Annotated in this window: 19 protein-coding genes; 2 read left to right on the forward strand and 17 right to left on the reverse strand. The window is 43.4% G+C overall.

Annotated features, from left to right (window positions below; all coding sequences use genetic code 11):
- The first annotated feature begins 63 nt into the window (after nt 1–63).
- On the forward strand, nt 64–975 hold the full coding sequence (locus L1D50_RS16450; RefSeq protein ID WP_128728047.1) for a hypothetical protein: 912 nt from the start codon (nt 64–66) through the stop codon (nt 973–975).
- Between the two features lie 754 nt (nt 976–1,729).
- Here the strand turns inward: L1D50_RS16450 and L1D50_RS16455 are convergent.
- The 15 genes from L1D50_RS16455 to L1D50_RS16525 all read right to left on the reverse strand — a co-directional run bounded on the left by L1D50_RS16455 (nt 1,730) and on the right by L1D50_RS16525 (nt 9,732).
- Nucleotides 1,730–1,921 (reverse strand): hypothetical protein, encoded by a 192-nt coding sequence (locus tag L1D50_RS16455; RefSeq protein WP_088531215.1) that lies wholly within the window; start codon nt 1,919–1,921, stop codon nt 1,730–1,732.
- On the reverse strand, nt 1,911–2,156 hold the full coding sequence (locus L1D50_RS16460; RefSeq protein WP_239966428.1) for a hypothetical protein: 246 nt from the start codon (nt 2,154–2,156) through the stop codon (nt 1,911–1,913). The genes L1D50_RS16455 and L1D50_RS16460 overlap by 11 nt, the downstream gene beginning before the upstream one ends.
- A complete protein-coding gene (locus L1D50_RS16465) occupies nt 2,150–2,539 on the reverse strand; it encodes a Mor transcription activator family protein (RefSeq protein WP_128732623.1) in 390 nt (129 codons plus the stop codon). The genes L1D50_RS16460 and L1D50_RS16465 overlap by 7 nt, the downstream gene beginning before the upstream one ends.
- Entirely contained in the window at nt 2,532–3,005 is a 474-nt protein-coding gene (locus tag L1D50_RS16470) for a regulatory protein GemA (RefSeq protein WP_239966429.1), read from the reverse strand. Before L1D50_RS16470 ends, L1D50_RS16465 begins: the two co-directional genes overlap by 8 nt.
- Nucleotides 3,006–3,015: 10 nt before the next feature.
- The gene (locus L1D50_RS16475) at nt 3,016–3,645 is read right to left on the reverse strand and encodes a DUF3164 family protein (RefSeq protein WP_138521764.1); all 630 of its coding nucleotides are present in this window, start codon (nt 3,643–3,645) and stop codon (nt 3,016–3,018) included.
- A gap of 12 nt (nt 3,646–3,657) precedes the next feature.
- The gene (locus L1D50_RS16480; protein ID WP_239966430.1) at nt 3,658–3,975 is read right to left on the reverse strand and encodes a hypothetical protein; all 318 of its coding nucleotides are present in this window, start codon (nt 3,973–3,975) and stop codon (nt 3,658–3,660) included.
- Nucleotides 3,976–3,977: 2 nt separating this feature from the next.
- Nucleotides 3,978–5,123: an AAA family ATPase gene (locus L1D50_RS16485; protein WP_174169387.1), complete on the reverse strand. Its 1,146-nt coding sequence runs from the start codon at nt 5,121–5,123 to the stop codon at nt 3,978–3,980.
- 3 nt (nt 5,124–5,126) lie between these two features.
- The gene (locus L1D50_RS16490) at nt 5,127–6,905 is read right to left on the reverse strand and encodes a hypothetical protein (protein WP_239966431.1); all 1,779 of its coding nucleotides are present in this window, start codon (nt 6,903–6,905) and stop codon (nt 5,127–5,129) included.
- A complete protein-coding gene (locus L1D50_RS16495) occupies nt 6,902–7,822 on the reverse strand; it encodes a hypothetical protein (RefSeq protein WP_239966432.1) in 921 nt (306 codons plus the stop codon). The genes L1D50_RS16490 and L1D50_RS16495 overlap by 4 nt, the downstream gene beginning before the upstream one ends.
- 2 nt (nt 7,823–7,824) lie before the next feature.
- A complete protein-coding gene (locus L1D50_RS16500) occupies nt 7,825–8,130 on the reverse strand; it encodes a MarR family transcriptional regulator (RefSeq protein WP_138581838.1) in 306 nt (101 codons plus the stop codon).
- Nucleotides 8,127–8,393 carry a hypothetical protein gene (locus tag L1D50_RS16505; RefSeq protein WP_088531225.1) on the reverse strand — a complete coding sequence of 89 codons (267 nt, stop codon included), beginning with the start codon at nt 8,391–8,393 and terminating at the stop codon, nt 8,127–8,129. The genes L1D50_RS16500 and L1D50_RS16505 overlap by 4 nt, the downstream gene beginning before the upstream one ends.
- Nucleotides 8,390–8,545 carry a hypothetical protein gene (locus L1D50_RS16510; RefSeq protein ID WP_157757237.1) on the reverse strand — a complete coding sequence of 52 codons (156 nt, stop codon included), beginning with the start codon at nt 8,543–8,545 and terminating at the stop codon, nt 8,390–8,392. Before L1D50_RS16510 ends, L1D50_RS16505 begins: the two co-directional genes overlap by 4 nt.
- 11 nt (nt 8,546–8,556) lie before the next feature.
- Complete coding sequence (locus L1D50_RS16515; protein WP_239966433.1) at nt 8,557–8,949, reverse strand: hypothetical protein; 393 nt, start codon at nt 8,947–8,949, stop codon at nt 8,557–8,559.
- Between the two features lie 70 nt (nt 8,950–9,019).
- Nucleotides 9,020–9,400 carry a hypothetical protein gene (locus L1D50_RS16520; RefSeq protein WP_239966434.1) on the reverse strand — a complete coding sequence of 127 codons (381 nt, stop codon included), beginning with the start codon at nt 9,398–9,400 and terminating at the stop codon, nt 9,020–9,022.
- A 56-nt stretch (nt 9,401–9,456) separates the two neighbouring features.
- Nucleotides 9,457–9,732, reverse strand: coding sequence for a DNA-binding protein (locus tag L1D50_RS16525; RefSeq protein WP_239966435.1), 276 nt, complete (start codon nt 9,730–9,732; stop codon nt 9,457–9,459).
- Nucleotides 9,733–9,862: 130 nt separating this feature from the next.
- On the opposite strand from L1D50_RS16525, the gene L1D50_RS16530 reads away from it, so the two are divergent.
- Nucleotides 9,863–10,309 carry a helix-turn-helix domain-containing protein gene (locus L1D50_RS16530; RefSeq protein WP_239966436.1) on the forward strand — a complete coding sequence of 149 codons (447 nt, stop codon included), beginning with the start codon at nt 9,863–9,865 and terminating at the stop codon, nt 10,307–10,309.
- On the opposite strand, the gene L1D50_RS16535 is transcribed toward L1D50_RS16530, so the two are convergent.
- Together L1D50_RS16535 and L1D50_RS16540 are read right to left on the reverse strand one after the other, a co-directional pair.
- Nucleotides 10,306–10,689: a hypothetical protein gene (locus L1D50_RS16535; RefSeq protein WP_239966437.1), complete on the reverse strand. Its 384-nt coding sequence runs from the start codon at nt 10,687–10,689 to the stop codon at nt 10,306–10,308. The two genes, L1D50_RS16530 and L1D50_RS16535, sit on opposite strands and share 4 nt — an antisense overlap.
- Before the next feature lie 556 nt (nt 10,690–11,245).
- Nucleotides 11,246–11,527 (reverse strand): hypothetical protein, encoded by a 282-nt coding sequence (locus L1D50_RS16540; protein WP_239966438.1) that lies wholly within the window; start codon nt 11,525–11,527, stop codon nt 11,246–11,248.
- Nucleotides 11,528–11,904 lie beyond the last annotated feature (377 nt).

The raw sequence follows: 11,904 nt of genomic DNA on the forward strand, positions 1-11,904 counted from the left end.
CTATATTTTAACTAAAAGTAAAAAAATACACCATTGAATTGAACACAATACGGAAAGTTTACTATGCCAATTGTCTCTATGCGTAACTTTATGAACCACATTGGAAACGCCAATGATGGTTTTCGCCAGAGTGCCTCCTCACTTAACAATATCATTCTATTGCTAGGTGGTAATGCGCAAAATAGCCCAAATAATCGAAATATCAATAATCGGACGGCCGAAAATATAGAGGGAGAAATCCACGCTTTGCCAGTGGATAAACTTCTAAAATATCAAACTGCATTAGTATACTTAGGCAACGCATTAAATATAGATAGCTTCGCTCGCCCAACGAATTACAATATGGCTTTTCATGATTTTGAATTACAATGGTACCAATTTCGAGATCCCACCCATGGTATGATAAGGATTGATAATGCACGGTATATTTTTAAGCATCAATTCACATTTGACAGTACCAACGGCGATGTAAACACCTTTACACACTGCCTAACTAGAGAGCATGTATGGTATCCTACCGCTAGGGCTTATGATCCTCCTTTTAACCAATTATTAAGTAGGGTACCCCAAAGCTTTTTTATGCCTCCAAATGGTTCTCAGAGCGCCTCCGTAACTGACGATCACTCAACATTTAACCCTGATTATATTGTAAGACGCCCACTCACTATGGGAAGAACCATTGATATCCGTCAGCGCTATCAATACAGGCAACCAGGGCGGCAGTGGCAGAATATTCCAGGTGCTTCATATATTTTGAAAAAGGGTGTCCGCTGGGGTGTTGGTGGTGATCCTTGTTTTTTCTTCTCTAAAGAGAATTATGCTCCAGAAAATCCTAAGGCATTTCACTTTGAGGTAGAGATCGCTCTAGGAAATGCACCATTGGCTACTTTTAATAGGCTTCCATCGCGAGGGGCTACATCACATAATTCTATGAACAGGCAACGGGAGATAAGAGTGATCGCTGACGGCTCATAGTAACAGGAACATTCCCTAGACAGGGAGAATGCAAAGAGCAGTTAATACCAACAGTATTAATCTTACAACCAATTTGAAGGATGAAATATTATATTAACGCCGTTAAAAATTTCTTATTTAGAGCAACTAAATAGTAAGATTTTTGCCCTTGCCGACATGGACGCCGGCACCTTAGTGTGAGTAGGGTGTAGTAGCGGTGTTATCAACAAGCTTTTCTCGCCTCAAAATAGATCACGTCATTAAACGAATTGGTATTAAGGCACTTAGCAGTATCGGTTCTGCTATTACCCTCATAAAATAATGACACCGCAAGTCATCGCATGCGTTTTCGAGCGCTTTGTACTTTTCGAGAAAGTGCTAAAAGCTGTTCTGATAGGTTTGGCTTCAACGTTGTTTAACCGGTGATTTTACATAACCTATATTAGCTCAGATATTTAAGCTGATTGGTATAAATGTTGTGTGTCGCTATGCTGAGCTATAAATCGGAAAAACAAAAAACCGCTACGTTAATGCAGCTCAGTGCTGATGCTGTGGTAGGAGCGAGTTTATCTCGCGATGTGTTGATTTTGCGAGCTTTTCTAAACCCCAAACAGCAAAAGACCCTGATCCAATGTACAAAAACTCTATAGCTAATTGTGCGAAAACTACGGGAATATGTGGGAGAGTTCGGGATTGAGTGAGAGCCTATTTTAAAATGAGTTTGATATTGTGAAAATCAGCGGCGCTTTAAAATTTGCGCCGCTTTTTTGTTTTGCTAATTGATAGACGGAACAGTTACCGCTTTTTGAGCCTCACCATTCTGTGCATACGCAGTTTGCGTTTCTTTACTGGTATCGATCATCACTTGCATTGCCTCCGCAACCTCTGCAAATGTCTCACAACCACACTTTGATAAAAACGCTGCTATATAATGTGGGGCTAATTGCTCTGCTATATTACTTTTCATTTTCTTCCTCACTCATTAGCTCCCAAATTACCTTATATAAAGGTGGTGCTTCGGGTTCCATTGGCGGAATTGACGGGCCACCATTTCGGCCTATTCGTGCTGCTTGCTGTGGTTCTTTCAATTGCTCTTCTATATATAGCCTTTTTCCAAATTCAAAACCAATTAATAGAAAGGTGAAGAGTACTAGCAACAACAGCCATTTGTTTACTGTGATTTCATCTTCGGGTCTTAACATAACTCCGGCTCTCCATCATTAGGGCCTTTACCTTTGCTAGAATCAAACAAGTCGCCTTGGATCTCGGCCCGTTTTAGCTTTGTCATTGTGCGAACAACGTTATAAACCCACTGCACCGAGCAATCATATTTCTTGCTCAACTCCACATGGTTGTTGCCGTTAAACTCAGCCCATATCTGATTACTCGTAAGGATCGCATCAAGCGAACGCCCTTTACATACATAGACCAACTCACCACCAAATGTATGCCGGATTCTATCCACGACATCACGACCAAGCGCAATGGCTGCTTCATCATCCAGCTGAGCTTTAACGCCTTCAGTAACCAGCTCGAAAATAGTTAACAGCATACCGTCAGCTCTATGACTTGATGAGTTATCCATGTTCTACCTCCAACCGTTTACGCCATTGCTTCAACTGTTCGATAAGCGAGTGAAGCATACTAGGCTTAAGCCACTCTAAACGTTCCACCGCAACACCTTTATTAAGCCGCTTGGCTTGTCCTTTGGCCCACTTCAATAAAGCTTGCTCAGAGCCATCGCGCAATAAGCCAGCATGAGCCATTTCTATCCACACCTGGCGCAGTTTATCCAGCGGGGTTTTGTCTTCGGGGGCTATATCACGAGTCATTGGCGAGTTACGACCTTTACCACTCTTTTTAGCCTCAACTTTAAAGCCCTTGTCCTTCATATGATCCAAGACTTTTTTAAGCTCCCCTGCGCTCATATCCTTGCAGCTGCTTTTTTTAGTTAGGCCAGTTAATACTTGGCGATAAAGCTCATCGTCCCAAGCAAGCTGGCCTTTAGCAATATGAATAAGTTGGATGTATCTAGATTTTGATAAATACATAACGCCACCTTTATAGAGATTTACTAACCAATGGGATATGAACCCAGCTACCTAGCGCATTGCGCTCGTAAAAGCGCACGTACGTTTTGGTGCTGGACAAGATGATCGCATCATCAAGCGCTTGCATCGCATTGGCCCAATCTTCGCTATCGCTGGCTAGGCGGTATTTACGCAACGCCATGATCCGCGCTTTGTTGTAATTACCATCACTGTTTGTGCTAAACGCATCTTGTACAATTTGGCGCAGTAGCTTGTCTTCGCCTAGTGTTTCCAGCTTTTCATTGATCACTTTATCAATGAGTTCTTTTGCAACGTTTATCTCGGGGCCAAACGTTATTTGATCAGCAACGCCAACTTCTACTTTGCGTTTGGCATCATAGCTAGTTAACGTAACATTGCCTTTATTACCGCCTATCTCAACGTTATAGCTTGCAAACAAATCAGCTATAAATGTGTTCACACTCTTAAACACCTTGCGCTTAAATTCATCATGCAACTCAGATAGCGCCTTGGCCTCATCAACGAACCCATTTACTAGGTCGTGTTTTTCAATGTCGTGGGCTGCAATTTTGTCTAGCGGTACTTGATAACCGCGCGGGTTTGCTAAAAATGTGCGTGCTGTATTGTCTTGTGTATTCATAATGATCCCTTACTACCGTGGTTGAATAGATTGAAATTTGTGAAAGCGTTGGCCCTGGCATTTGGGGCAAACGCTTACGCCTTCCCCAACCCAACCGCAGTGCGTGGTTAAACACCGAATACCCGTAGGTTCAATTGTTTCTATCAGCTCACGCTTACCAAAAACGTTGTCCCAAGCCTTTACTGGCGCGTTCACAGCACTAGCTAAAAGGTGTTGCATTGCGCCATCATCAGCTAAAAGTGCCTTTGACTGCTCTTGTGAAACGGTGACTGTTTTAGTCACTTGAACCAACGCCATGCCCGTTAATTGAATTTCTACCTGTTGACTCATGGCTATACCTTTAAAACTAATGATTCTGTGATCTGCTGCTCACCAATTTGAGCGGCGGCATTCATGGCTTTAGCAAGCCAAGTGTTCACATTGAGTGGGTAAGAGCGGTCTAGCTCGGCATCATCCAATGCAATGCCGTGGCGAATGCGCCCCATACACTTGCCGCGAATGGCGCTAAGGGCATCCTCAGTAAAGATCTTGTCAGCATCTACACCAACGCGAGATAGCTTATGGCGAATATACTGAGGAACATAAATCCCTAGCGGCTGCATCCGTATTTGATTGCAGCGCCAGCTAAACTCACGAACGTGCTGGCCGCTTAACTTTTTGGCAAGTTCCGACTGGCCGATCAGTACAATCCCCATCACACGCCTAAACCCGTGCGTTAACTCCCAAATACGCTTGAGTAGCTTAATCACATCAGCGCTTAAATCGTGTGCTTCATCAATTACCATTAGGTGTAAATGGCCGTTGTTGGCGCTTTCAATCAATGCCTCTTCTATTGCTGCATCACGCTCTTCAGCACTTGGTTTATGTTTGATTTGTAGCGCTCTACAAATAGCTGTAGAAATAGACTCTGCGGTTATTTTGCGGCGGTCTAATCGTGCAGGTTGGATCAAAATCACATCAGGATGATCTTGTTGCACTTGATGTATAAAGGTGCGGCGAATAATCGTCTTGCCGCTTCCACACTCGCCATAGAGTGCAATCATGCTGCCAGCGTTCGCGGCCGTTAGCATGTCTTCTAAAATAATACGGTGGGCATCAACCAAAAATAGGTCATCCTCGCTCGTTATCTCGTTTTCAAACGGGTCACGACGTAGTTTAAAAAACTTCTTTGCGTTAGCTGTTAGCATTTCAGGCTCCGGATCTTCATATTCAACTTCAGGTTGTGCGTTCTTGTTTGGCTCATACCAGGTAAACAAATCGGTTAGTTGCTCGCTGGTTGCACCGAGTTCTTTTAAATACTCTGCAATGGCTGCTTTAATCGCTTTGCTATCACAGGTTTTTGGCCAGTCGGCTTGTGTTGCTACACGGCTTAAACTAGCTTTGCTAAATTTCAGCCCTTTAGCGGCTAATGCTTTTACTACTTGGGCTTGCTTAACTCCCAGTACTTCAAACACATGGCTAAGCTTTGTTATTTTCAACTGCTATCTCGCTATCTTCAGCACTGGAGTCTCCRCAATTCCWAGGTGCAACTGTTCAACAACCGCTGACACTTCCGTTTCAGCAATACTTTGGCCATGCAGCCAATCAATTTCGTTAGGACGCAGGGGCCTACCCAAACGCTGTGCTACAACCATGCGTAARTCGAGCGAGTCCAACACCTTGCCTTTGCGCGRGSCTTCGGCGACTTGCTTAGCAATCGCGTGGTCTGGCTCAATAGTTTCTCCCTTAGGCGCAATGCGGGTGTCGTGCTCAACATTTTTGAGGTGTGTRTGAGCGACCAACGCGCCTCCAAATGGAGCTAGCTTTTTCTTCTTAGMCTGCTTGATTTCTGCATCACTGAGATTTTCAAAAGCGAGCCTATCCGCTGCTTTAGCTGCGCTTTGAGTMGCYGTGTCTTTGTTTTGGATGTGTTCWTCACCAATTACAGGGGCGTCTAACCTAAAGCCATCTTCACCAACAYCTGCTGGCTGAACTTGGTGATACACCACTTCATCAAGGGGGGTTGTAACACCTACTAATAAATCCGGCGTATCACCCACAATAATTGGACTAACCGAAACCGTGATCCCGTTACGGACATGCTCCAGTTCACCAACATCATAGCGGTGTTGCTGCTTGGTTCGTGGGTGAACATAAGTGATCTCCAGATCACCGTTCACCTTCCGTGTTTCACCTGTTTTGGTCAGTAGTAGTCTGCAAACTTGCTCATCTGGCAGCATGCGCAGGTAGTCGCGGTTTTGTGGTTGGTATATGGTTAGCCATACATCGGAACGTGCTTGTTTGTGTCGACTATGCTTGCAGTTCATGCCTGGTATTTTGTTGGCATTAAATGCCTCTTGCCATGCCCATACCGACTCGTTTAGCTCGTCAACACTACTAACCGGTTCAAACAAAATGCGGCTTTCAAATTGCTTTTCAACAATGTTGTTTGCCACTTCCACAGCCCCTTTAGCGCGGGGGTTACCAGCCTCATGAGGTATGTTTTTAACTTTGAGTGCATCTAGTACATTGGTAATTGCTTTACCTGTGTTGGCACTGCCTTTATCCCATAACAGAATTTGTGGCACGCCCATAAATGGCGAGCCTTCGTGTTGCTTCCAACACCACATTAAAAAGTCGAACATGTTGGCTTGCGTTTCACCCGCTGACTCGTAATAACGCACGCGGATCATGCCGCTATTGTGGTCAACCAATACATAACGCCACACTCGCAAGTGCTTTATGCGCTCTAAGTTCTCTGGCTTATTTGCGTAAAACTCAGAGTCATTTGCGTAGCGCTGCACTTTGCCTTTTTTACCTGGCGGGTAATAAAGCAAACAATAACTAGGGTCTACTTGATGTACATGATTAGGCGCTAAACTGCGCATTTGAACATGCGGTGTTGCTCTATCTAACGCACTAACTGAGGCATTACGTTTAGCTAGTACACGGCTGATCTGGCTTGTACTTAAGCAGGCATAGCCATTAGCAACCAAGATTGATTTAGCCGTGGTAACATCCATGATCCGCTTACCATTATCACGTACCCCTTGGTTTAAAATGGCCACCAGCATATTCAAGGCTTCATCGTCCATCGCTGTTGTGCCTGCATCACTGCGTTTGGCTTTGCCACTTTGCCAGCCAAGGCTTTTTAATCGGCGATACAACGCGTCTTTACTCAGTCCTAGCGTTTTGCACGCTTGCTCGCGGATTGTGCCTTTTTGGCCGTGGCCTGCATTGTCTAACTGCTCTGCCCAGTACTCTAGAGATAATGCGTTCATTCCATCACCTCCGTACCTTCAAAGCCCATTTCGGCCAGCCACTCACCACTGGGGCGCGCGTCATCCAGATCACCATAAGTGCGGTGTATTTCGTTCCACACATGCGCGAGTTGAGTTAGTAAAATTTTGCTGTCAGCGTAAAACGCGGATTTAGCGGCATCATAGGTTTTATCGTCAATTTTTACCGTCTCAAGCTGCTCACTGAGCACCAGCATTTGGTTAAACCCTTCACGCACTTGGTTTTGGGTTTTAGCCAGCGCTTCAAAAAAGCTTTTGGCTTCGCCTTTCCAGCGTTCGGCACTAAACTTTTTGCTTTCTAAGTCGGTTTTAAGCTTGATGATTTCTTCTTCTTTTTTAGAAGAAGAATCACGAGACACTTTGAGCATGCGCTCGGTTGCATCCAGCTCTTGAGTGATTTTCTCTTTTTCCTTAGCGTGCTTCGCTTTGAGTTCGTCGATTAGCTCTTTTACGGCTTCTTTATCGCCTGTTTCAACGGCTTCCGACTCTATAACTAGCGCTTGTTCATCTTCTGGTAATTGACGTAAAGCACGTAACTCACGATTTCCAATACCTATTTGCTTTGACGATTCATAAAACTCTTCCCCAAATGCATTTAAATGGTCTTCTGCTTCCTTTAAGGTTCGATAAGATCTGCCTAAGAAAACAGGGCAAAATTCATCAATAGTTGCGACAGTTCGCAGACTTCCATCCTCTGCATGATAAGTTAACCCTTTGTATTCCTTGGACTCTCTTATATTTTTAAATAGGATCACTTCTGCGACGGTCGCATAATTTTTAATATGTGTGAATGCTTGCAAGTTTCCCAATTTCATAAGGACGCCTTGCTTAGAGGCAAGCAAGTCTTTCCCGTCAACTAGTGCTTTCTCAACCGTCGGTGTTATATCTTTCTCGCTCATAACTACCTCAAAATACTGTAGTTGTTGTACTCTTGCTGTAAGTTGCGCAGTACGTTTTTCATGTTATGGTCTACCGTGTTACTCAGCTGCACTGGCTTTTTATGTAAGCGCCAGCGCTTTTCATTCCCCGGTAGGCGCTCAGCCCAACCCGCTTGTGCCAAATTTGCCAATATGCGCGTTACATCTGCTGGACTAGTGTCTAACTCCTTGGCCAGTTGCTTTGGCTCAACACCATCCAGCTCTTTACCCGCCATCAACTCAACCGCCGCCAGTACACGTTGCACCTGTGCTGATATGTATTGGCTCATGCTGACACTCTCTTAATGGGCTTCATTGGTTTTCTAACTGGGTTGTTAAAATCACTCACGCAACTAGGGCACACAACGTCGATATCAAACGCCTCACTTTGAACATGACGCCATCCAATATGGTTTGCAGCTTGCAGCCATGCGCTTTTAGTTACTGCCTGCTTTGCTTGCTCAATTCGTTTACAACAATTGCACTGAATTAGAGGGCGGTTGTTGTGTACGCTTATATGCTCAGCGCTAACGGGTTTGGTTAATAAGCTCATGCGTTCTCTCCTTGTGGTTTTCCGTGTGCCAGTGCTTTTAGCTGCTCCATACTCATTAGCAGCACAGTTTTACCTGCATGCTTACCAATACAAATGCTTGTATTTTGCTCTGGTTGGCGTTTTTTAGGCGCAACTTGGTCTTTGATAGTCATACTATTTGCTCCTAAATAAGCTGCTGCTGGGGATCGTCGAGACGTTCGACTTCGAGTTTTTGGTAAGCCAATTCTTGCATCAGAACAACTATTTGCTCTGCAACGTGTTGATGGTTACCACCACCTTCTTCCAATTGCATGGCCATTCCAATTACCTGATTTGCAAATTGGTTTAGATGATTCAATGTTGGCATTGAAGGCTTTTTGCTTTTAGGCATATCGACAACCAGCTTATCAAGGCTGTGTGCCATATATTGGAGTGGGTATTCTCTACCTGTAGCAGCCATATATGGTATTAACAGGCTTGCTGGCATATCGCCATTACCAAGGTATTTATAAAGCATATCGGTGCTTACGCCCGTTCTATCGGCGATGCGTGGSACGCTCATATTGCGTGTCGCCATTCCATGCTCCTTACAAAGTTGTAAGGACTCAGGYAGGCTGCGAGCGACTACACGGCTCCACTGGCGGCGTTTAGGCTTGGTCATAAGTCCCCCCAACTTGCAATGCTAAAGTCAGCTTACGGGTATTCCAAAAAGAAAGAATTTTTGGAACTTCCAAATAGAGGATCTTACTGGCTAGAATTTGATCATCACGTAAACGGGAGATCAAACCATGCAAACCGAATTTGCTACTTACCAATTTAATAACTTGCTTGAATGGTTGTGCATTAACGACAAGCCTAACTCTGCTCTGTATCAGGCTAGTGCGCGAGAAATACGCCAACTTATTGTTGAACTTGGCAGCTATACGCATATTGAGCGCAGAGTGGTGGTTAATCGCTTGTACCAACAACAAAACACGGCTTTGTTGGCGCTGATAGCATTGTGCTATGTACGGGCTAATTATGTGCATTGTGTGGCTCCTGTAAGTTCGGTAACTCAGTTATTAGTAAAGTGGTTACTTCGCCCTTACGAGGCGGCCAGCAGTTGCTGAAGTTGTGCAATACCTTGCTTACGCTCTTCCCCTCTTAATACGCGGGGATTGGTATAGGCGGATTTATCAGGAAACACCTCATTGATAGGTTTTTTGATAATTTTACTGATTGCTTCAGCAATGCGACGTGACTGGGAATGGCCACAAACTACACCTGAAACAGTCGCAAGGTTTACTTCTAAAGCAGCTGCAACCATTGATAATGTGTAGCCTTCGTCTGCGATGGCGTCTTTAATTTCCGTTGGATTCATAGTACTCTACCTTTTTGAATAAAACCCTTTCTAAAGTGTTTTGGCGAACGGTTAGAAAAGGGTTTGGTTAGTGTTCAACGTAACTATGGGACATATTTGCCACATAGTCAATACTTATATTGGGATATATATGTCTCACTTTACAGATGAGCGTAATCGGCTGGGCTACAGCCAAGAGTTTATGGCAGAGCAACTTGCAGTAAATAGAAAGACCATTAGCCGTTGGGAGAAAGGCACACCAATCCCCAGTGATAAGCTAGAGGCTTGCCACAGGCTTGGCTTTGATTTGCTTTATGTAGTTACAGGTAATCGTTCGAACCTAGAGGTAGTTAAACAACCAACTCTAGATATTGACGCCGCTGTCGATGCGGCTGTTTACGCAGTTGAAGAGGCTATACTCTCAGTTTATCAAGTGAAAAAGTTGAGAAAAGAATTAGGTCCTGAGGGGGGCTTTGACGCGATTAAGAGCTTGAGCACCATTAAGAAAGCAACCCAGTTACTGACAAGAGCAGAGTTAACAGGCGAACTCGATTCGAGCACTATCCGAGAGGTTTTTGAATTAGCAAATGAGGCTTAACGCCTCCCATCCATCTTTTTTATGAAGTTAGCTCTTTCTTTTTGAAGATCTAAAATCTTTAGTTCTTGCAAACCTTTTAAAATAAGGCGTCGTTCAAAACGAAATTGAATTTCATATCGTTGGATTTCACTCTCATCAGCATGTTCAAACATCCTTTCTAAGGCTTCTCCCTGCATAAGAAGTAAGCCACACCGCTTCAGAGCTGCTGCTGTTCTTGTTTGCATGATACTTTTGACATTAGATGAGTTCTCTACCAGTTGAACCTTGGAATAGCTTTCCTTGACTTCAACTTTAACAAAGTTTTTTAAACCAAGAACTAAGTGTATTAACCTTGCTAAAAGACCAAGCATTGTTAACAGAAATAGAGTTTCTAAATCCATTGTTCTCATACCCACTTTTTATTAGGAAAAAAGTTAAATAGACGATATGCAGGATAAGCGCCTATTAGACATATAGTTGCAACATTTACACTCACCACCATGTACCCGTAAATGCCATCCAATAAATTGCTCTTAAAAATTACTCGATCTGCATATCGAATTATCAACAGTGACGCCATTACTACTGATAAATAACAAATGAAACGTGCGTATTTCGCTACTACACATTTCTTATATTTGTGCCAACATAATATACAAGAAACATAAATCACCTCGTAAAAAACGAAGAAGAAGTAATAGATTGTTCTCCGAATTCCATCATCGACGTTTGCGGACAAAATAGCATCAGAGGCAAGCCGCCCTATGAAGTGAAAAATAAAACCAACAATAGCTACAATGAGCAGAGAGTGCTCGACCTGCTCACGCCAGTCGCTAGTAGGCTTACCTACTAGCATTTCTTTTACTGATTGCTTTGCGAAAAAAATTAGCGCCAATAGTGCAACCAACTTGCTTCCTATCAGAGACCAATCAACTAATGCAAAGAAGAAATTCATTTTCAGCCTTCATTATCTCTAACTATCACACTTACAGTGCTACTTAATGCTGTTTTACTTTGCGCTGCTGGAGGCTCAACACCACCACCACCACCTGCAGAACCGCCAAAGACTGTAGAAATCTCTCGTGTAGTGAGCGAGCGATGCACTGAATTAAAGGCTTCACTTTTTACAGTATTCTTTTTTGAGTATTCAATCGGGTTATTACCACTCCCATTGCCACCTACAACATTTGCTAAGTCAGCTGATGATAGTGATTTTTGTGTATTTTTTTGGTTCTTCATGGTTTTGCTCCTTTGAAATAGAGCACACAGCATAGCAGCAAAAATAAGAAATAATCTTTAACTTAGATTAAAAATGGGAACGGATGCCGTGGCTGTCCGTGCTACGTTACTACTGGTTACTCAATCCATTAACTCAACTATAACATTTGCCAAATGTTAGGCAAATAGTTTTGTGTTTATTTTCGGAATAATTTTACTCATTTGCGACAGAGCGCCCGTATTTAGCGTTATGATGCGATACTTTGGCAACGGACAACCCCCAGATTTTTGGTTGAAAAAATAAACTTTGATTTAACAAAAACATTTGATTTAACCCTAAGATTCGCTAAATGTTTGGTTAAGTGTCTACTTTTAGTTGAAGTTTACATATATAAAAG

This window comes from Pseudoalteromonas sp. Isolate6 (assembly GCF_022398435.1).
Lineage (GTDB): Bacteria > Pseudomonadota > Gammaproteobacteria > Enterobacterales > Alteromonadaceae > Pseudoalteromonas > Pseudoalteromonas galatheae.